The following is an 18839-nucleotide window of genomic DNA, read 5'->3' on the forward strand; positions in this document are numbered from 1 at the left end:
CGACGGAGAATCACCATGACGGATGCCACTGATGTCATCACGGAAGAAAAAAGTGGCGGAGGGGTGCGCCGTGCACTGCTGCCGCTGGGGCTTGTCATCGTTCTGACGGCTGCCGGGTTCGGCTCGACCTATCTTGGCTTCTGGTCCCCGATGGATCTGCTTTCTGCCAAGAAAGAAGAGGAACCCGCTGCGACCGAGCCAAAAGTGGAGTTTGTGGATATTCCGCAGATCGTGTTGACCTTGCCCGGGCCACGTTCACGTGTGCTTGTGATGACCATCAAGATCGAAACCAATCAGATCAAGAGAGCCGAGGTCGAGCATCTCACCCCCCGGCTATTGGACAGCTTTAACAGCTTCTTGGCGGATATTGATGTGGCGGCTTTCGAAAAGCGCGGCATTCTGGACATCATACGTGATGAGCTTGCCACCCGGGCTGTGTTCGTTCTGGGCAAGGACGCATTTACCGACATCCTGATTACGGAGTTTCGTATTCAATGACAATTGCTCAGATTCTACAGGCCGCGCTGATTGTTTTCGCGATTGGGCTTTCGCTTTTCTGCTTCACGCTTGCACGCAGGCTGCGGAAACTAAACGATCTGGAGACCGGACTGGGTGGTGCGATTGCGGTGATGACGAGCGAAATAAGCCGGTTGGAAAAGTCCATCTTGCTTGCCAAGGGTGAGGCGTTGACGGCAACCAGATCGCTTTCTGATGAGATCGAGCGCGCAAAAGAAGAGCGCGCCTTTTGGACTTTACAAAAAAAGTTCTCGGAAAGCAGTCCTGTTCGGCCTGCCAGATTGCAGCGGCGTCGGCGCCGCGAAGGGATCGGGCAAGATGCGTAGATCGATTTTCTCGATCCTTGGGGGTGTCTTGGTTCTGGCCTCAGCGGGCCAGGCGGTGATGTTGATCGATGGATCCTCGAGACTTGTCGCTAATGCTGAGCCCTCCGAACTCATGGCGGGTTGCACTGATGTGCCAGAAGCCGTGGCTCTGGCCGAGGTACTGAAGGATCGGACGTTGCGCGTTGATCGCTACATGCAGGAACTTGATCGCAAGAAGGCAGAAATCGCATTCGCCGAAAAGCAGCTGACCGAAAAATTGGTGGAGCTGCGCAAGCTGAAACAGCAAGGTACGCAGCGCAATGCCGGGCAACGACAAGCGCAGAACGAGGATATAGCCCGGCTAATTGCGGTCTATGACCAGATGAAGCCCGAGCAGGCAGCGATGGTTATTTCCAACCTGCCGCCGGATTTTGCGGCGCAGATTCTTGCACGCGTTCAACCTGAAACAGGTGCACGAATTATGGCTTCGGTCGAACCGGGTCAGGCGGCGGTGCTGACCTCTTACATGGGCGCTATCAGGGCGGTAGAAAAGTAGGTGAAACCATGTTTGGAATGATTGGCATCGTATTAACATTCGCGATGGTTTTTGGCGGGTATATTCTTGCCGGCGGCAAGCTTGAAGTAATCCTGCATTCGCTGCCATTCGAACTGATGATGATCGGCGGGGCAGCAATCGGTTCGTTCCTGTTGTCCAACGAAACGGCAGTGATCAAGCAAGCGCTTTCCGGGATTGGCCGCAGTCTTAAAGGGCCGCGTTGGCATGAGTCCGATTTGCAGGATGTCTTGTGTTTGCTGTTTCAATTGCTGCGCGTTGCCAGGTCCAACCCGGTCGAGCTTGAGCAGCATATCGAAAACCCGGAAGAGTCTGCTATATTTCAAGCCTACCCCAAGATAATGGCGGATGAGCATGCGATTGGGCTTATCACGGACACGCTGCGTTCGACCAGTTTGAACTATGATGATCCATACCAGGTCGAAGAGATGCTGTCGCAGCGGATCGGCCTGATGAACGAAGAGGCGATGCACGCGCCTCACGCGCTTCAGAATATGGCCGATGCGTTGCCCGCTTTGGGGATCGTTGCTGCGGTGTTGGGCGTAATCAAGACCATGAGCGCAATCGATCAGCCTCCCGAAGTGTTGGGGAAAATGATCGGTGGGGCGCTGGTGGGTACCTTCCTTGGCGTGTTTTTGGCGTACGCGCTTGTTGCTCCGTTCGCACAGCGTCTCAGCGCGGTCATGAAACAGGATCAGGCGTTTTATGATGTCATCAAATCGGTCTTGGTCGCCGGTCTGCATCAGCACGCGACGAATCTGTGCGTCGAGGTGGGGCGACAGGCTGCTCCGGATCATGTTCGCCCCACGTTTGGCAAGCTGGAAGACGCGTTGCGGGAACTTAAGAGGGCATCGTGATCGTGGCACTGCTTATTTCGGCTGCCTTGGCTGGCGATGCGCCCTCGACAGTATCGACGGCGCGTGACGCCCTGATTCAGGAAGCAACCGACCATCTGTTGAATGGTGAACCTTTGCCGGCCGATATCGATGCGCGGCTGATGGCGCTGCCCCCCGCAGACAGAATAGAAGTGCTGATTTTCCTGCGTAGATCGGGGATGATAACCGGTCCTGGTTGGACCGCCGACCGTCTTTTGTCACCGGCCACGATTGGAGAGCAACAAAAATGAGCTTGACCGATCAGACGACAAGTATGGGAATCTCACTAAGGCCGCTGGCAATTACTGGCGTTCTGGTCCTGATCGTGCTGTCGATGGTGATCCCTCTACCAGCATCGGTACTGGACTTCGGGATTGCGCTGTCCATCGCGACAGCAACCCTCATCCTTGTCATGGCTTCGTTGGTCGAAAGACCTACGGATTTCCAAGCCTTTCCGGTTCTTCTGCTGGTGTCTTTGCTGATCCGACTGTCGCTGAATGTATCGTCGACACGGTTGATTTTGACGAACGGCCAGAATGGACCCACCGCCGCCGGACATGTGATCAATGGCTTTGCGGAATTTGTGGCCGGGGGGTCCCTGCTGATCGGTTTGACCGTATTCGCCGTGATCTCGATCGTGAATTTCATGGTGATCACAAAGGGCTCGGGCCGTATGGCCGAGGTGTCGGCTCGTTTCGCCCTTGATTCATTGCCGGGGAAGCAGCTCGCAATCGATGGGGATCTGAATTCCGGAGCGATCGATCACGAAGAAGCAAAGCGTCGTCGCGTACGCGAGCAACGTGAGATCAGCTTTTTTGGTTCGTTGGACGGTGCGTCCAAGTTCGTCAAGGGCGATGCGATCGCAGGTCTTGTGATCACGATGATCAACCTGTTTGTCGGGCTTGCTGCTGGTATATTGATCCATTCGATGCCTATCGGCGAGGCGCTTGAAACATATTCGAAGCTGACCATCGGTGACGGTCTGGTAAGCCAGATTCCGTCTTTGATCACATCCATGGCGGCCGCCTTGCTCTTGTCGCGTGGCGGTGCAACCGAAACCACCGCCGACCTGCTGTCTCAGCAATTGACCAGCAACTGGCATGTTCCCGCAGTTGCTGCAGGAGGGATGATGCTTGTTGGGTTGGTGCCCGGCATGCCCACATTTATCTTTCTCATTCTTGCGGCGATCCTCGCGGCCGCGGCATGGTACGCCCGTACGCGAAACGCCGCCGCCACCGATGAAACCGAAGTTGCAAAACTGCCTGAGATCGCAACGCCGGTTCAAACGCGTATCGGTGATGTGCTCGATACGGATGAGTTGTGCGTTGAAATTGGCGCAGGCCTCATTGTCAGCGCATTGGACACCAGTCGGGGGCTTGGCCAGCGTATTACCAACCTGCGTATGCATGTTGCGCGCGCCTACGGCTTAATTCTTCCAGACGTGCGGATTACGGACGGAGCGGGGTTTGGTGACGGGGAATATGTCATTCGGCTGCAAGGCGTGGTTCGGGGGCGCGGACTGTTGCATCCGCAATATGTCCTAGCACTAGGTGCTGATCCGGTGTTGGCTGGCCTTCCGGGTGAGAGTATTCGTGAACCGGTCTATGGCAGTCCGGCACGTTGGATAGGACCGGATTCGCAGGATGAAGCTGCGATCGCTGGGGCGACAGTCGTTACACCTATGGAGGTGCTGTCCACCCATTTGATGGAGGTTGTGAAATCCAATCTGTCGGTCTTGCTGACCATGTCTTCGATGCAGCGCATGATCCGCGAGCTGTGCAATGTCTCGGATGAGCATCGAGCTCAATTGAACCAGCGGTTCTTCGACGGAATGGTGCCAGACAAGGTGGCGCCCGAACTCTTGCTGACGGTGCTGCGAGGTATGCTCGATGAGCGGCTCTCCATTCGCAATCTTGTCCTGATCACGGATGCCGTCCATGAGGCGCGCAATGCATCCACCCCGGAAGCTATCTATGAACTGGTTCGCAAGCGTCTGCGTGGCCAGATTACCGAACAGTTTCTGGGTCAGGACGGCCACCTGGACATTCTGCAACTTCATCCGAAATGGGAGGCCGAGATCGCCCGCGCCGAAAGTGAGGCAGGCCGCACCGGAAATGCGCCCATTCCGCACATCCAGAAACGATTGGCTGATGCTGTTCAAGCCACATTGGCGAACACTCCGGCGGCGACAGATGCGGTGCTCGCGGTTCCCGATCACCGTCGCCGATTGGTACGGATGATGTTGTCTGCTTCCGGCATCGCAATTCCTGTCATGGGCTTGGAGGAAATCGACCCTTCGGCGCAGGTCCGGCTCTGCGGCACGGTCAATCCCTAATGCTCCCTGCTATGGATCCGGGCATGAATTCGATGCTGATAGGTTTTCTGCTGACCTATTGTCGGGTTCAGGCTTGCCTTTTGGCATTGCCGGTTCTGTCCGAGCGCTTGTTGCCGATGCGGGTGCGCGTGGCATTGGCGATGTCATTGACTCCGCTATTGGCCGAACATGCGACAATTGGGGGGCTTCCGGAATCGGTTGCGCATCTTGCGATGCTTTCAGCGGCTGAGGTTGTGTCCGGTCTTGCGCTTGGTGGACTTGTCCGGTTGTTTGCTGTCGCCCTTGATGTCGCCGCGTCGGCCATCGCCGCGACGGCCTCGCTGTCACAACTGGTTGGTGTCGCGACGGAATATTCCCCGCATCCGATCGGTGGGATTCTGCATCTGGCGGGGCTTGCCCTGATCATGGCGCTGGGCTTTCCGTTGTTGGTTTGTGACCTGCTGCGCGAAAGCTTTGTCTTGCGTCCGTTAGGTGGTGCGATTGACGTGACCGCGATCCTCCCGGTGGCGATTTCCTTTGTGCAGCGCGGCTTCATGCTTGCGATGATGCTTGCTGCGCCCTTCATTCTGGGCGGCTTCCTGTTCCAGCTGCTGTCCGGCATGATCAGCAAGGTTATGCCGGCGCTTCCTGTCGTCTTTATCGCCGCGCCCGGTGCGATCCTTCTTGCGCTGCTTGCGCTTGTCATTCTGGTGCCGTCGATCATTTCGATCTGGGCAGAGGCGGTCATGGGCATCATGCAGACGGACCTGCCATGAGCGAGGAAAGCCAGGACGACAAACAATTTGATGCCTCTGAAAGCAAACTGCGCAAGGCACGGCGCGAAGGGGATATTCCACGTTCGACCGAATTGCAGTCGGTCCTGATGTATCTGGGGGTATGGCTTGCGGCGAGCTTTGCCATATCCTGGGCGGTGCCCGGCTGGATGGGCATGGCGGCGCGGGCTTTGGGAAGTGAGCCTTGGCCCGATGCCCGAGGGCAATCGGTCATGGATATCGCGCATGGAATTGCCGGATATGCCGGGCTGATGACGCTGGCTGTCGTGGGCATCATGGCAATGCCTGTTCTGTTGGGGATGGTGGCGCAGCGGTCATTGGTCTTTACACCCAAGAAGCTGATCCCTGACATCAAGCGCATCAACCCGGTCAAAAATGCCGGCCAGAAGTTTGGCAAAAGCGGACTCGTCACCTTTGCGATCTCCTTGTGCAAGGTCATTCTGGTCGGGATCGGCGGCTGGTTGCTTTATGCCTCGCTGCTGTCCTGGTTGCTGACGGCGGATGCCATGGCGGATATGCAATGGGTGCAGGGGCTTGCCGTCATTTTGCGGCGTGTGCTGATGCTGGCGCTGGGGATTGGTGCGGTCTTTGCCTGTGTCGATCTGCTATGGAAGCGGATGGAATATCTCAAGCGCCAGCGCATGACACGGCGCGAAATGCAGGACGAGCATAAAGAGAGCGAGGGCGATCCGCATCTGAAGGCCGCACGCCGGCAAAAAAGCGTCGATATCGTGCTGAACTCGATGCTTGCGGATGTGGAAAAGGCGGATGTCATCATCGTCAACCCGACCCATTACGCGGTGGCGTTGGAATGGAAGCGGGGCAGCGGTCGGGCGCCGGTCTGTCTTGCCAAAGGCGTTGACGAGGTTGCGCGGCGCATCCGTGAACGCGCGAACGAACATCAGGTGCCGATCTGGTCGGACCCGCCCTGTGCGCGGGCGCTGCACGCCACTGTGGAAATCGGCGAAGAGATCCGGGCAGAGCATTTCGGTCCCGTCGCCGCGGCGATCCGATTTGCCGAAGCCGTGCGCAAGAAGGCGCGCGACGGCTGGGGCGGTCTGGCGATTCGCAAGGGACCTCGGACATGAGCCGAAAAACAGATGCATTGGGCAAGCTTGAACGAATTGCGCGGCTGAAATCCGATCTGGAGATGCGCCGCTTTTCCGCGTTTCGCGCGCATCTGATTGCGGCGCGCGAGCGTGTGACAAGGATCGAGGGGGAACTGGAGGCGATCTATCGCTCGGACAGCCCGTTTTCGGTCAATGAGGCCCGGTTGACCAATGCGATTGCCTGCGAAAAAAGTCAGGCGCTTTTGACCGCAGAGGCGGATCTTCAAAGGCTATTGCCGGGCTTTGATGCCGCGCGTCAACGCGCCATGCGCGAATTTGGCAGGGCAGAGGTGCTGAAAAACCTGCATGCCAGCTCGGCAGAGGGGGATCAGGCGGACCGAATCCGCAAGCTGACCAATGATATAGGTTAGCGGCGATTTTCGTCCCCGGCGCTGCGATCCGTGTTTGTCGGCGCGGCTCCAGGCAGGATTTACTCGTCTCCGGGGATCATACCCGGGCCTTCGGTCCGGTTTGCTGCCGCAGATGGTGCGCGAAGGGCGCGAAGGCTTTCTGGGCATGGGTGCTTGTTTCCCGAAAAGTCGGCCGAATCGTGTGTTTGGCCGGATCGTCCGGGCATGCCGGGGCGAAACAATCGTTCATCCGTACCATACAATATAGTTTGGGGACTGCGCCTGTCGCCGCTGTCGGATCGCCGGGCAATCGGCCCTGTTTTCTCGGATTGGCACGGGGACGATGCACATTGTGTTCGGCCGATCCGCCTGTGATTTCAGTCGGATCGTGATTGGAGGGATGTCTGCCGCCAATCAGCGGGCTTTCCGAGGCGGATGGCCGGGTTTGGTGCAACCGGGTCTGGCGCGCCGAGGGGCGTTTGCCCCGGTCGCTATGCGCAGGGACTTGATCGATCCGCTTGGAGGTTCCTTCGGTTGCCCGTCGTTGTGTCTTTGCCCGTTCTCGTGGGATGCGTGGCTTTCGCGTTGCGAAGCTGGATATCCGGCCGCGTGGTTTGGTCCAAGGCCCCGAGGCCAGGTTCCCGGGGCCAAACCACGCGGCCGGATCCCCGGGGGCAGGGCGCACCAAGGCTTGCGCTTAAAACCACAGGACCGGCGTTCCCGCGCGGTCGATGCGTGCAACGAGGCCGCGTTTTTCGCCCGCGGCGTCATTATAACTTTTCTTGAAAATCCGGATCAAAATTTGCGCAAGATCAAGGCGCCCGCCGCCCGCAGCGCTAGAAATCGGGGCGCATTCCATTGCTTCGCCGGTGGGGCGAACCTTGGGAGCAGGGCGGTTTCATCGTCTTTTTAAGAACTTGGCGGGATATCTGTGTTGAGAGTTTCAACTAAAAATTGTAGCATGGCGCATCGGTCAATCAAACCCAGTCGAGGTCCGCATGCCCGATAACCAGCAGACGCAACAAAACGAAGCAGCGGCCCCCGCCAGCCGGTTCAGCGAAATCATGGCATTCCTTGTCCTGGCCTTCGGGATCTGGCCGATTGTCGCCATTGGCGCCGTCGGCGGATACGGGTTCCTGGTCTGGATGCTGCAAATCCTGAACGGGCCTCCGGGGCCTCCGTCGCACTGAGGCGATATGCCAGCCCATGCCAGCATATCCCGCCGTCGCTTGCTTGCCGGCCACGCGCAGGCTTTGCCTTTGCGCACATTGCCGCCGGGGGCACTGCCGGAAAGTCTTGCCGCCTGCACGGGTTGCGGGCAATGCGTCGATGCCTGTCCGCAAGATATCCTGACAATCCGCGACGATGCCGTCCTGTTGGTTCCCGAACAGGGCGAATGCACCTTTTGCAATGCCTGCGCCGACGCCTGTCCCGAGCCGGTCTTTGTCGCCCCGCGCGTCATGGCGCATCTTGTCCGCATCGGCGATGACTGTCTGACCCGTGCGGGCATCGCCTGCATGTCCTGCCGCGACATGTGTCCCGAGGCCGCGATCAGCATGCAGTCACGCATCGGCGCGCCCTTTCACCCGGTGCTGGACGCGGCGCTGTGCACGGGCTGCGGCGCCTGCATTGCCCCCTGTCCCGCCGATGCCATCGTGCCCATCCGAAAGGAACCCGCAGATGCCTGAACCGCGCTGGCATATCTCATCCGCCGTCATCGGTGTCACACCGGGCGCGATGGAGGCGCTTTGCCAACAGATCGAAGGGCTTGAAGGGGTCGAAATTCACGGCCGTGACGCAAGCCGCCTGATCGTCACGATCGAGGGCCAAAGCACGCGCGCCCTTGGCGATCAACTCACCCGTATCAACCTGATGCCCGGCGTTCAGACCGCGAACATGGTCTATGAACATGCCGAAGAAACGGAGGACTTCCGATGAGCATGGATATTACCCGACGTCGCCTGCTCAAGGCGCATGCAGCCGCACTTGCGGCCTCGACCGTGGGGGTGCCGTTGGTTGCGGGGGCGCAGCCGGTGCCGGGCGGTGTCGAAGCGCTTCAGATCAAGTGGTCCAAGGCCCCCTGCCGTTTCTGCGGCACCGGCTGCGGCGTCATGGTGGGCGTCAAGGATGGCAAGGTCGTGGCCAGCCACGGCGACATGCAGGCCGAGGTCAATCGCGGCCTGAACTGCGTCAAAGGCTATTTCCTGTCCAAGATCATGTATGGCGAGGACCGGCTGACCACGCCGCTGATGCGCAAGACCAACGGCAAGTTCGACAAGAACGGCGAATTCGAACCGGTGACCTGGGACGAGGCCTTTGACACCATGGCCGCCAAGGCCAAAGAGGTGCTCAAGGCCAAGGGTCCGCAGGGCGTCGGCATGTTCGGTTCCGGCCAATGGACCGTGATGGAGGGCTATGCCGCCAGCAAGCTGATGCGCGGCGGCTTCCGGTCGAACAACCTTGACCCGAACGCGCGCCACTGCATGGCCTCGGCGGCGGTGGCTTTCATGCGCACCTTTGGCATCGACGAGCCGATGGGCTGCTATGACGATTTCGAACATGCCGACGCCTTTGTTCTGTGGGGGTCGAACATGGCGGAAATGCACCCGATCCTGTGGACCCGGCTGGCCGATCGCCGGCTGGGCACACCGGGGGTCAAATGCGCGGTGCTGTCGACATTCACCCATCGCAGCATGGACCTTGCCGATATTCCGATCGTGTTCAAACCGGGCACCGATCTGGCGATCCTGAACTATATCGCCAATCACATCATCCAGACCGGCCGGGTGAACGAGGATTTCGTCGCCAAGCACACCACCTTCATGAAGGGCCAGACCGATATCGGCTATGGCCTGCGCCCCGAACATCCGCTGGAACAGGCGGCGACCGGCAATTCCGATCCCGGCAAGATGGAGCCTTCGGATTTCGAAAGCTTCAAGGCGCATGTGGCCGAATATACGCTGGAATATACCAGCGAGCTATCGGGGGTCGAACCGGGCTTTCTTGAAGAGCTGGCCGAGCTTTATGCCGATCCGACCAAAAAGGTCATGTCGCTTTGGACCATGGGCTTTAACCAGCATGTGCGCGGCGTCTGGGCCAACCAGATGGTCTATAACATCCACCTGCTGACCGGCAAAATCTCTGAGCCGGGCAATTCGCCGTTCTCGCTGACCGGTCAGCCCTCGGCCTGCGGCACGGCGCGCGAGGTAGGCACATTTGCCCATCGCCTGCCCGCCGACATGGTGGTGACCAATCCCGAACATGTCGCCCATACCGAAGAATTGTGGAAGCTGCCCAAGGGTCTTTTGAATACCAAGCCCGGCTTTCACGCCGTGTTGCAGGATCGGATGCTGAAGGATGGGGTGCTGAATTTCTATTGGATTCAGGTCACCAACAACTTGCAGGCGGCGCCGAATTCCCAGAACGAGACCTATCCCGGCTATCGCAACCCCGACAATATGATCGTGGTTTCGGACGCCTATCCGACGGTCACCGCGCTGGCCGCGGACATCATCCTGCCCGCCGCCATGTGGGTGGAAAAAGAAGGCGTCTATGGCAACGCCGAACGCCGCACCCAGGCCTGGCACCAGCTGGTCGATGCGCCCGGCGATGCGCGTTCGGACACCTGGCAGCTGGTCGAGTTCTCGAAACGCTTCACCACCGATGAGGTGTGGCCGGCCGAGCTGCTTGAGGCCAATCCCGAATACAAGGGCAAGACCCTGTTCCAGGTGCTGTTCGCCAATGGTCAGGTCGACAAGTTCCCGATTTCCGAACTGCGTGAAGATTACGCTAACCAGGAATCGCGCGAACTGGGCTTTTACCTGCAAAAGGGCCTGTTCGAGGAATATGCAGCCTTTGGCCGCGGCCATGGCCATGATCTGGCGCCCTATGACACCTATCAAAGCGATGAGGTGCGCGGCCTGCGCTGGCCCGTGGTCGAGGGGCAGGAAACCCGCTGGCGGTTCCGCGAAGGCTATGACCCCTATGTCACCAAGGGTACGGATGTCGAATTCTATGGCCGCCCGGATGGTCGGGCCGTGATCATCGCCCTGCCATATGAGCCGCCGGCCGAAAGCCCGGATGACGAATACAACATGTGGCTGGTGACCGGGCGGGTGCTGGAACATTGGCATTCCGGTTCCATGACCATGCGGGTGCCGGAACTGTACAAGGCCTTTCCCGGCGCCAAGGTGTTCATGAATGCCATCGACGCGCGGGAACGCGGGCTCAATCAGGGGGCCGAGGTGCGCGTCATCTCGCGCCGGGGCGAGATCCGTTCGCGGGTCGAAACCCGTGGCCGCAACCGCATGCCCAAGGGCGTGATCTTTGTGCCCTGGTTCGATGCCAGCCAGCTGATCAACAAGGTGACGCTGGATGCCACCGACCCGATTTCCAAACAGACCGACTTTAAGAAATGCGCAGTCAAGATCGAGGCCGTGTGATGAAACCGTTTCGCCTGATCGCCATTCTCGCCGCCTGTTTTACGGCCAGCTTCGTGCTGGCCCAGAACGTGCCCGAATTGAATGGCCCCGCGCCCGACCCGATGAAGCCGATTGCCGCGGCGCCGCTGGAAAAATACGTCACCGATGACAAGCGGCTGATGCGGGCCTATCCCGAACAGCCGCCGGTCATCCCGCATTCGATCGAAGGGTATCAGCTTTCGGTCAATTCCAACCGCTGCATGTCCTGTCACAAGCGCGAAAATTCGCTTGGGGCCGGCGCGCCGATGATTTCGGTGACCCATTACATGGGCCGCGACACGCAGATGCTGGCCGATGTATCGCCCCGGCGGTATTTCTGCACGCAATGCCATGTGCCCCAGGCCGATGCGCCAGAGCTGATCGGCAATACCTTCACCGACATGTCGCAGATGGGCGTGACCAGCGCCGGGAGCGAATAGGATGCGCAGGATATTGCAACCTTTTCGCTGGCTCTGGCGGGTGCTGTGGACGCCGGCGGGCACGCTTGGCCTGGGGTTTCTGGTGCTGGGCGGGTTCATCGGCGGGGTGATTTTCTGGGGCGCGTTCAACACCGCGCTCGAGGTCACGAATACCGAGAAATTCTGCACCTCGTGCCATGAAATGCGCGACAACGTCTATGAAGAGCTGTCGCACACGATCCATTTCTCGAACCGTTCCGGGGTGCGCGCCTCGTGTCCCGACTGTCATGTGCCGCATGAATGGACGCAAAAGATCGCCCGCAAGATGCAGGCCAGCAAAGAGGTCTGGGGCAAGATCTTTGGCACCATCGACACCCGACAGGAGTTTCTGGAAAAACGGCTGGAACTGGCGCAGCACGAATGGGCGCGGCTCAAGGCCAATGACAGTCTGGAATGCCGCAACTGTCACACCTCGGCGGCCATGGATCTGTCGCGGCAGGCGCCGCGGGCGGCCGAAATGCATACCCGCTTTCTGTTGACCGGCGAGGCGACCTGTATCGATTGTCACAAGGGCATCGCGCATGAATTGCCCGACATGACCGGCGTCGATCCCGGTTGGGTCGTGCCGCCCGAAATGCAGGGGACGCCCACGCCCGCCGCCGGCGGCGCCGAAGAGGTTCAGGGCTATCTGGATCAGCGCGCGACGCAGGGCTGATCCCGCAATGGCTTGCGGATCGATGCTGGCCGCGTTCAGGCCAGCATCTGCATATCGCCACAGACCGAAATGGCCTGTCCCGAAATCGTGCGCGCGCGCGGGCTGGCCAGATACAGGATCTGGTCGGCGATCTGTCCCGGCGTGACATATTGCTTGATCGAGGTGCCGGCGAAGGCCTGCGCCTCGATTTCGGCGATGGGGCGGCCTTGCGACTGGGCCTTGGCCTCAAGCACGCGGCGCTGACGGTCGCCGCTGACCAGTCCGGGCAGCACGGCATTGACGCGGATATCGTCGGGGCCAAGCTCGATCGACAGCGATTTGGTCAACCCGATGACCCCCCATTTCGCCGCCGCATAGGGCGTGCGCAACCGAAACCCCAGCCGCCCCGCCGCCGATGACAGGTTGATGATCGCGGCATTCCCGCTTTCGCGCAGATGGGGCACGGCCTCGGCACAGGCGGTGAACTGGCTGGTCAGACAGATGTTCAGACACTGATCCCATGCCGCAAGGTCGATATCCTCGACCCGCGCGGTCGGCCCGGCGATGCCGGCATTGTTGACCAGACAGTCGAGCCCGCCCAGATCGGCCACCGACTGGCGGATGAAATCGCGCAAGGCCCCGGCATCCCCGACATCCACGCTTTGGCGCAGCACCTGATCGGGCAGGGTGGCCAGGCCCTCGGCGTCGATATCGCAGGTGGCGACGCGCGCGCCCTCGGCCAGAAACGCCTCGACGATGGCGCGGCCGATGCCGGCGGCGCCGGCGGTCACGATGACGCGGTGTCCGCGCAGATCCAGATCCATCTTACCCTTCCTTTGTGATGATCAGTCGCGCAAAGCGTCCCGCGACAGGATGAAGGCCGCGGCCGAACGGATATCCTCGGCCAATGCCTGTGCCGCGCCATCGGGATCGCGCCGGGCGATGGCCTCGACCAGATCGGCGTGATTGCGGACCGAGGCGGCGCTGCGCGACCGGCGCGATGCCTCGCCGAGGTCAAGATTGATGATCGGCCCGGCCTTCAGCCACATGGTCGCGATCAGCTCGCGCAGCATGGGCGAGCCGGCGGCGTCATAGACATGAAAATGCAGCGCCTTGTTGGCGCGCACGGCATCGCGGCCATCCGGGCTGGCCAGCGCGTCGCGAAAGGCGCGGTCGTGCTGGCGCAGCTGATCGATCCCCTGAACCGACATGCGTTCAGCGGCCAGTCGCGTGGCATGGGTTTCGTTATGGATGCGAATTTCGGTCAGGTCCTGAAACCCGGCGCGGGTCAACAGCGGCACCGCGATGGCGCGATTCGGCCGAACCTCAAGCGCACCGGCGGCGACAAGGCGGCTGACCGCTTCGCGCACCGGCATCACCGACACGCCCATGCGATCGGCCAGCTCGCGCATGGACATGCGGTCATCGGGTTGCAGACGCCCGGACAAAAGCATCTCGGACAGGATGTCATAGACCTGTCGGCCCAGCGAATCCGGCCGTTCCGGCTGTGTGATCAGGGGGGCGTCTTGCTTCATCAGGGGTTCTCCGGGTTCCGGGTATGCTGCCAACTGTGATCTCAGTTTGCAACAGGAATGCGAGTAATTTGTTGACAAAGTGATCCGTCGCATAAACTGTGATCTCAGATCGCAGCGACCGGAGGGGACGCAAAGCGGTCAGCCAGCGAACAATGGGGAGGAATGTTCGATGAGCCATATCCGTAATTTCGACCGTCGCAGCTTCTTGCGGACCGGCAGTGCGCTTGCGGTGGGGACGCTGGCGGCGCCGTCCATCCTGCGCGCGCAGGACGGGCCGATCGTGCTGGGCCATCTGACGCCGCGCACCGGTTTTCTTGGGCCTCTGGGCGAATATGCCGTGATGGCCGTCGACATGGCGGTGGCGGAAATCAACGCCGCCGGTGGCGTCAACGGCCGTCAGTTGCAGATCCTCAAGGAGGATTCGGTCAATCCGCAAACCGCCTCGACCAAGGCCGAGCGCATGATCGAGCGCGACAAGGTGGCGGCCATCGTGGGCGAGATTTCGTCCGCCTCGGCGCTGACCATCGCGCAGACGGTCGAGCGGGCGAAGACCCTGTTCATCAATACCGGCGCCAATTCCGATGCCCTGCGCGGTTCGGATTGCAAACGCCACATGTTCCATGTCGAAACCCAGAACATCATGTATGTGAACGCCGAGGGCGAGCATCTGCTGCAAAGCGGGCTGGTCGATGGCAAGAAATGGTATCTTCTGACGGCGGATTATGCCTTTGGCCACGATCTTTCGGCGGGGGCGAAGTCGTTTCTGGAACGCAATAACGGCACGCTTGCCGGCGAGGATCTGATCCCGACCGATGCCACCGATTTCTCGTCCTTCATGCTCAAGATCCGCGAGGCGGCGCCCGATCTGGTGGCGCTGAACCTGGCCGGCACCCAGATCACCAGCTTTTTCAAGCAATATGGCGAATTCGGGCTGGATTTCCCGCTGGGCGGGTTCGGCTTTGACACCGCCATGGCCTGGGCCGCCGGGGTCGAGAACTTCAAGGGCACCTGGCCTTCGGTCTGGAACCACCTGATCCCGACCGAGCGCTCGCAGGCCTTTACCAAGGCCTTTGTCGATCAATACGGCAAGCCGCCGGAAAATCAGGCCTGGGGCGATTACATGGCCATCCATATCCTCGCGCAGGCGATGCGCGACACCAAGGGCACCGATGCGGCGGCGATCATCGAATATTTCGAAGGCCCGGACGCGAAATTCGACATGATGAAAACCCGCGAGGGCTATTTCCACCCGGAAAGCCATCAGCTCTTGCAGGAAATCTATGCCATCACCGCCCTGCCGCCGGCCGAGGCGAAAAACGAATGGGACATCTTTACCACCACCGGCCCGCTGCCCGCGCCCGACCAGCCGCTTGAACGGCTGATCGCCGATGCGGTGGGCGGAACATGCAGTTTCGCGTCCTGATCCGCCGGGCACGAACCAAGCGGGGGCGCGGGTTTCGTGCCCCCGGCGCAACCTGAGGGCATGGGATGAACACCTTTCTTTTCCTGTCGCAGCTTTTGAACGGCGTATTGGACGGGTTCTATTACCTGCTGATCGCGATCGGGCTGTCGCTGATCTTTTCGCTGGGCGGGATCGTCAATCTTGCGCATGGGGCGTTCTTTGCCATCGGCGCCTATCTGGCGATTGTCGTCTCGCCCTATACCGGGTTCTTTGGCGCGGTGATCGTGGTGCCGCTTTTGGTGGCGGGCCTTGGCATGGTGACCGAACGCCTGCTGTTCACCCGGTTTTACCGCGCCGATCCGCTGTATTCGCTGCTGCTGACCTTTGGGCTGGCGATGGTGATCGAACAGTCGCTGCGCTGGATCTTTGGCTCGGCGCCACTGGCCTATAACATTCCGGAGCTGCTGCGCGGGCAGGTGCTTCTGGGCGATTTCATCTATTCGCGCTATCGCATTTTCCTGATTGTCGTGGCCATTGCGGCGGTGGCGGGGCTGTGGCTGCTTTTGAACCGCACCGCGTTTGGCCGCATCGTCCGCGCCGGCATCCAGAACCCCGACATTCTGGCGGCGATGGGGATTTCGCTGCGCCCCTATCTGTCGGCTGTCGCCGGCATCGCCATCGGTCTTGCGGGTCTTGCGGGCGTGCTGATGGCGCCCATTGTCCCGGTCCATCCCGCCATGGGCGCCGAGGTGCTGACCGCCGCTTTCGTCGTCGTGGTCATCGGCGGGCTTGGCAGCTTCTGGGGGGTGGTGCTGGCCGCGCTGCTGGTCGGGCTGGTCAAGGGGCTGGTGATCGCCATCGGCCTGCCGTCATGGTCGCTGGCCGCGATCTATCTCTTGATGTTCCTGGTCCTGATGCTGCGCCCGCGCGGCTTGATGGGCGAGCGGATCCTGCGCTTTGAGTGATGCCATGAAAACCAATTCGCGGGTTCATCCGCTGCTGATCGCCCTTGTCGCCGCCGCCATCCTGCCATGGCTGATGGGGCTGGCCGGGCTGACCACCACCTCGGCGACCGAGGTCGTCATCTTTGCCCTGGCCTGTATGGGGTTGAACCTTCTGGCCGGCTATACGGGCCTTGTGTCCTTTGGTCACGGCGCCTGGTTCGGGCTTGGCGCCTATATCGCGGCGCTGGTGGCGCTGGCGCTGCCGGGGGATGCGCTGATCCTGCCGCTGGTGGTTGCGGTCGGGCTAAGCGCCGCCATCGCCGCCGGTTTTGGCTGGCTGATGTTGCGCCGGCGCGGGGTCTATTTCTCGCTGATGACGCTGGCGCTGTCGGCGCTGGGCTTCACCATCGCCTTTCGCTGGACCTCGGTCACCGGGGGCGAAAACGGTCTTGGCGGGGTCGAGCGTCCGGTGCTGTTGGGTGTCGATCTGAACGACAATATGAATTTCTATCTGCTGGTGGCGCTGATCGCGCTGCTGGCCGCCGGGCTGATGTGGCGGTTCGTGAATTCGCCCCTTGGCCATGTGCTTGAGGCCATCCGCGAGAATGAGACCCGCGCCACCGCGCTTGGCTATGACACGCAACGCTACAAGCTGGCGGCTTTCGTGCTGTCGGCCAGCATCACCGCGCTGGCGGGCGTGCTTTTGCTTTACAAGAACCGCCTGACCTCGGCCGAGCCGATGTCCATCGTCTTTTCCGGCGAATTGCTGGCGATGACGGTGATCGGCGGTATGCGCGGCTTTCTGGGGCCGGCGCTGGGGGCGGTGTTCTATATCCTGTTTCGCGAATATCTGTCGATCTATACGGAAAACTGGCTGTTGTGGTTCGGGCTTGTCTTCATGGGCTTTGTGCTGTTCGCCCGCGACGGGCTGGTCGGCATCGGCCGCCAGATCGCGACGCGGCTGTTCCCCGGCCCCGACACCGCCGCCGCCATGTCCGACCGCCGGGTCGAGACATTGCCCCTGCCGGCGATGCTGCGCGCCCGGGGCGATGCCGCCGGCTCGGTCCTGAAGGCGCAGGATATGGTGAAAAGCTTTGGCGCTTTCCGGGCCGTCGACGGGGTCAGCATCGATGTGCGGGACCGCAGCCTGCATGCGCTGATCGGACCCAATGGCGCCGGCAAGACCACCGCCTTCAACCTGCTGAGCGGCATATTGACCCCCGACAGCGGGCAGGTCACGCTGTCCGGGCATGAGGTGGCGGGCCTTTCTGCCAACCGCATCGCCGAGCTGGGCATGGGCCGGTCCTTCCAGATCACCAGCCTGTTTCCCGACCTGACCGTGCAGGAAAACGTGCGTCTTGCCATTCAGGCGGGCGACCCGGCGCGGATGAATCCCTGGACCGCCGCGACCGGCATCGCGCGCATCAACGACAAGGCGCGGGAAATCATCGTCTGGGTCGGTCTGGCCGGGATGGAGAATGCCAAGGCCGGCTCGCTGTCCTATGGCGGGCAGCGGCTGCTGGATCTGGGTCTTGCGCTGGCCAATCATCCGTGCGTTCTTTTGGCCGATGAGCCGCTGGCCGGACTTTCGGTCGCCGAACGCGAACGGGTCGGCAATCTGATCAAGCAGGTCTCGGCCGATATTCCGGTGCTGCTGGTCGAACACGATATCGACCGCGTGTTCAGCCTTGCCGACCATGTCACCGTGATGAACGAGGGCAAGGTGCTGCTGGACGGGACCGTGGACGATGCCCGCAACTCGGACGCCGTGCGCGAGATCTATATCGGCTCGGGCACCGCCGAGGTCGCGGCATCCGCGCATCACGGCGAGGTGGGCGATCCGATCTGCGTGCTCAGCGGCGTGAACGTCCATTACGGCAAAAGCCATATCCTGCATGACGTCGGCTTTGACATCCGCAAGGGCGAAATCCTTGCGCTTCTGGGCCGCAACGGCGCGGGGAAATCGACGCTGCTGAAATCGGTGATCGGGATCGCGCCGGTCAGCGCCGGTTCGATCCGGCTTGACGGGCAGGAACTGGCGGGGCTGGACCCCGCGACCATCGCGCGTTCGGGCATCGGCTATGTGCCGCAGGGGCGGGGGCTTTTCGCCGGCATGACCGTGCGCGAAAACCTTGAACTGGGCCGCATGAAGCGCCGCACCGGCGCCGGCAGCCATTGGACCGATGAGCAGATCCTTGAATTCTTCCCCCGCCTAGGCGAGCGGATGGAGACCGAGGCGGATCGTCTGTCCGGCGGCGAACAGCAGATGGCCGCCGTGGCCCGCGCATTGTCGGGCGACACCCGTGTCCTGCTGCTGGACGAGCCTTTCGAGGGGCTGGCGCCGGCGGTGGTCGAGCAGCTTTTTCACAGCTTTGACAGGCTGCGCGAACATCTGTCCATCGTGATCGTCGATCACAATCTGGACCTTGCGCTGGCGCTGTCGGATCGTACCGTGGCCTTGGAAATGGGCCGCGTCTTTCATGACGGGCCGTCGCGGGCGCTGGCCACCGATCTGGATCTGCGCCGTCAGGTGCTGTGGCTCTAAGGG

At 61.0% G+C, this 18839-nt stretch carries 20 protein-coding genes; 18 read left to right on the plus strand and 2 right to left on the minus strand.

The window, feature by feature from the left end; genetic code table 11:
- Positions 1-15 precede the first annotated feature (15 nt).
- The 15 genes from ACFOMH_RS06435 to ACFOMH_RS06505 all read left to right on the plus strand — a co-directional run bounded on the left by ACFOMH_RS06435 (position 16) and on the right by ACFOMH_RS06505 (position 12431).
- Positions 16-498 (plus strand): flagellar basal body-associated FliL family protein, encoded by a 483-nt coding sequence (locus tag ACFOMH_RS06435; RefSeq protein ID WP_377743354.1) that lies wholly within the window; start codon positions 16-18, stop codon positions 496-498.
- Positions 495-842: a hypothetical protein gene (locus tag ACFOMH_RS06440; RefSeq protein WP_374425119.1), complete on the plus strand. Its 348-nt coding sequence runs from the start codon at positions 495-497 to the stop codon at positions 840-842. Before ACFOMH_RS06435 ends, ACFOMH_RS06440 begins: the two co-directional genes overlap by 4 nt.
- A complete protein-coding gene (locus ACFOMH_RS06445; RefSeq protein ID WP_374425120.1) occupies positions 835-1377 on the plus strand; it encodes a MotE family protein in 543 nt (180 codons plus the stop codon). Before ACFOMH_RS06440 ends, ACFOMH_RS06445 begins: the two co-directional genes overlap by 8 nt.
- Before the next feature lie 8 nt (positions 1378-1385).
- Positions 1386-2252, plus strand: a complete 867-nt coding sequence (gene motA / locus ACFOMH_RS06450) for a flagellar motor stator protein MotA (RefSeq protein WP_374425121.1) — start codon at positions 1386-1388, stop codon at positions 2250-2252.
- On the plus strand, positions 2249-2521 hold the full coding sequence (locus ACFOMH_RS06455; RefSeq protein WP_377743356.1) for a hypothetical protein: 273 nt from the start codon (positions 2249-2251) through the stop codon (positions 2519-2521). The genes motA and ACFOMH_RS06455 overlap by 4 nt, the downstream gene beginning before the upstream one ends.
- Entirely contained in the window at positions 2518-4605 is a 2088-nt protein-coding gene (locus tag ACFOMH_RS06460) for a flagellar biosynthesis protein FlhA (protein WP_374425123.1), read from the plus strand. The genes ACFOMH_RS06455 and ACFOMH_RS06460 overlap by 4 nt, the downstream gene beginning before the upstream one ends.
- A gap of 23 nt (positions 4606-4628) precedes the next feature.
- Positions 4629-5360: a flagellar biosynthetic protein FliR gene (locus ACFOMH_RS06465; protein ID WP_374425124.1), complete on the plus strand. Its 732-nt coding sequence runs from the start codon at positions 4629-4631 to the stop codon at positions 5358-5360.
- The gene (flhB, locus tag ACFOMH_RS06470; RefSeq protein ID WP_377743358.1) at positions 5357-6466 is read left to right on the plus strand and encodes a flagellar type III secretion system protein FlhB; all 1110 of its coding nucleotides are present in this window, start codon (positions 5357-5359) and stop codon (positions 6464-6466) included. The genes ACFOMH_RS06465 and flhB overlap by 4 nt, the downstream gene beginning before the upstream one ends.
- Positions 6463-6858, plus strand: coding sequence for a hypothetical protein (locus ACFOMH_RS06475; protein WP_374425126.1), 396 nt, complete (start codon positions 6463-6465; stop codon positions 6856-6858). The genes flhB and ACFOMH_RS06475 overlap by 4 nt, the downstream gene beginning before the upstream one ends.
- Before the next feature lie 977 nt (positions 6859-7835).
- Complete coding sequence (locus ACFOMH_RS06480) at positions 7836-8027, plus strand: periplasmic nitrate reductase, NapE protein (RefSeq protein WP_374425127.1); 192 nt, start codon at positions 7836-7838, stop codon at positions 8025-8027.
- Between the two features lie 39 nt (positions 8028-8066).
- Positions 8067-8525, plus strand: a complete 459-nt coding sequence (locus ACFOMH_RS06485; protein ID WP_377743361.1) for a ferredoxin-type protein NapF — start codon at positions 8067-8069, stop codon at positions 8523-8525.
- Positions 8518-8775: a chaperone NapD gene (locus ACFOMH_RS06490; protein WP_374425129.1), complete on the plus strand. Its 258-nt coding sequence runs from the start codon at positions 8518-8520 to the stop codon at positions 8773-8775. The genes ACFOMH_RS06485 and ACFOMH_RS06490 overlap by 8 nt, the downstream gene beginning before the upstream one ends.
- Positions 8776-8777: 2 nt before the next feature.
- Positions 8778-11279 (plus strand): periplasmic nitrate reductase subunit alpha, encoded by a 2502-nt coding sequence (gene napA / locus ACFOMH_RS06495; RefSeq protein WP_377743437.1) that lies wholly within the window; start codon positions 8778-8780, stop codon positions 11277-11279.
- Positions 11279-11737, plus strand: coding sequence for a nitrate reductase cytochrome c-type subunit (locus ACFOMH_RS06500; RefSeq protein ID WP_374425130.1), 459 nt, complete (start codon positions 11279-11281; stop codon positions 11735-11737). Before napA ends, ACFOMH_RS06500 begins: the two co-directional genes overlap by 1 nt.
- 1 nt (position 11738) lies before the next feature.
- Positions 11739-12431, plus strand: a complete 693-nt coding sequence (locus ACFOMH_RS06505; RefSeq protein WP_377743363.1) for a NapC/NirT family cytochrome c — start codon at positions 11739-11741, stop codon at positions 12429-12431.
- 35 nt (positions 12432-12466) lie between these two features.
- Here the strand turns inward: ACFOMH_RS06505 and ACFOMH_RS06510 are convergent, their stop codons facing one another.
- Both ACFOMH_RS06510 and ACFOMH_RS06515 read right to left on the minus strand, forming a co-directional pair.
- On the minus strand, positions 12467-13234 hold the full coding sequence (locus tag ACFOMH_RS06510) for an SDR family oxidoreductase (RefSeq protein WP_377743365.1): 768 nt from the start codon (positions 13232-13234) through the stop codon (positions 12467-12469).
- 21 nt (positions 13235-13255) lie between these two features.
- Positions 13256-13945 carry a GntR family transcriptional regulator gene (locus tag ACFOMH_RS06515; protein ID WP_374425133.1) on the minus strand — a complete coding sequence of 230 codons (690 nt, stop codon included), beginning with the start codon at positions 13943-13945 and terminating at the stop codon, positions 13256-13258.
- Between the two features lie 169 nt (positions 13946-14114).
- Between ACFOMH_RS06515 and ACFOMH_RS06520 the strand changes: the two genes are divergently transcribed.
- The 3 genes from ACFOMH_RS06520 (at position 14115) to ACFOMH_RS06530 (ending at position 18836) form a co-directional block, all read left to right on the plus strand.
- Complete coding sequence (locus ACFOMH_RS06520) at positions 14115-15368, plus strand: ABC transporter substrate-binding protein (RefSeq protein WP_374425134.1); 1254 nt, start codon at positions 14115-14117, stop codon at positions 15366-15368.
- Positions 15369-15433: 65 nt separating this feature from the next.
- On the plus strand, positions 15434-16312 hold the full coding sequence (locus ACFOMH_RS06525) for a branched-chain amino acid ABC transporter permease (RefSeq protein ID WP_377743367.1): 879 nt from the start codon (positions 15434-15436) through the stop codon (positions 16310-16312).
- A 4-nt stretch (positions 16313-16316) separates the two neighbouring features.
- Positions 16317-18836, plus strand: coding sequence for a branched-chain amino acid ABC transporter ATP-binding protein/permease (locus tag ACFOMH_RS06530; RefSeq protein ID WP_377743368.1), 2520 nt, complete (start codon positions 16317-16319; stop codon positions 18834-18836).
- Positions 18837-18839 lie beyond the last annotated feature (3 nt).

It is taken from the genome of Paracoccus mangrovi (genome assembly GCF_042648425.1).
GTDB lineage: Bacteria > Pseudomonadota > Alphaproteobacteria > Rhodobacterales > Rhodobacteraceae > Paracoccus > Paracoccus mangrovi.

What these genes read in the sequence shown, in the direction of transcription:
- ACFOMH_RS06435 (WP_377743354.1), top strand. Translation starts at nt 16, where the DNA reads ATGACGGATGCCACTGATGTCATCACGGAAGAAAAAAGTGGCGGAGGG.
- ACFOMH_RS06440 (WP_374425119.1), top strand. Translation starts at nt 495, where the DNA reads ATGACAATTGCTCAGATTCTACAGGCCGCGCTGATTGTTTTCGCGATT.
- ACFOMH_RS06445 (WP_374425120.1), top strand. Translation starts at nt 835, where the DNA reads ATGCGTAGATCGATTTTCTCGATCCTTGGGGGTGTCTTGGTTCTGGCC.
- motA (WP_374425121.1), top strand. Translation starts at nt 1,386, where the DNA reads ATGTTTGGAATGATTGGCATCGTATTAACATTCGCGATGGTTTTTGGC.
- ACFOMH_RS06460 (WP_374425123.1), top strand. Translation starts at nt 2,518, where the DNA reads ATGAGCTTGACCGATCAGACGACAAGTATGGGAATCTCACTAAGGCCG.
- ACFOMH_RS06465 (WP_374425124.1), top strand. Translation starts at nt 4,629, where the DNA reads ATGAATTCGATGCTGATAGGTTTTCTGCTGACCTATTGTCGGGTTCAG.
- flhB (WP_377743358.1), top strand. Translation starts at nt 5,357, where the DNA reads ATGAGCGAGGAAAGCCAGGACGACAAACAATTTGATGCCTCTGAAAGC.
- ACFOMH_RS06475 (WP_374425126.1), top strand. Translation starts at nt 6,463, where the DNA reads ATGAGCCGAAAAACAGATGCATTGGGCAAGCTTGAACGAATTGCGCGG.
- ACFOMH_RS06480 (WP_374425127.1), top strand. Translation starts at nt 7,836, where the DNA reads ATGCCCGATAACCAGCAGACGCAACAAAACGAAGCAGCGGCCCCCGCC.
- ACFOMH_RS06490 (WP_374425129.1), top strand. Translation starts at nt 8,518, where the DNA reads ATGCCTGAACCGCGCTGGCATATCTCATCCGCCGTCATCGGTGTCACA.
- napA (WP_377743437.1), top strand. Translation starts at nt 8,778, where the DNA reads ATGGATATTACCCGACGTCGCCTGCTCAAGGCGCATGCAGCCGCACTT.
- ACFOMH_RS06500 (WP_374425130.1), top strand. Translation starts at nt 11,279, where the DNA reads ATGAAACCGTTTCGCCTGATCGCCATTCTCGCCGCCTGTTTTACGGCC.
- ACFOMH_RS06505 (WP_377743363.1), top strand. Translation starts at nt 11,739, where the DNA reads ATGCGCAGGATATTGCAACCTTTTCGCTGGCTCTGGCGGGTGCTGTGG.
- ACFOMH_RS06510 (WP_377743365.1), bottom strand. Translation starts at nt 13,234, where the DNA reads ATGGATCTGGATCTGCGCGGACACCGCGTCATCGTGACCGCCGGCGCC.
- ACFOMH_RS06515 (WP_374425133.1), bottom strand. Translation starts at nt 13,945, where the DNA reads ATGAAGCAAGACGCCCCCCTGATCACACAGCCGGAACGGCCGGATTCG.
- ACFOMH_RS06520 (WP_374425134.1), top strand. Translation starts at nt 14,115, where the DNA reads ATGAGCCATATCCGTAATTTCGACCGTCGCAGCTTCTTGCGGACCGGC.
- ACFOMH_RS06525 (WP_377743367.1), top strand. Translation starts at nt 15,434, where the DNA reads ATGAACACCTTTCTTTTCCTGTCGCAGCTTTTGAACGGCGTATTGGAC.
- ACFOMH_RS06530 (WP_377743368.1), top strand. Translation starts at nt 16,317, where the DNA reads ATGAAAACCAATTCGCGGGTTCATCCGCTGCTGATCGCCCTTGTCGCC.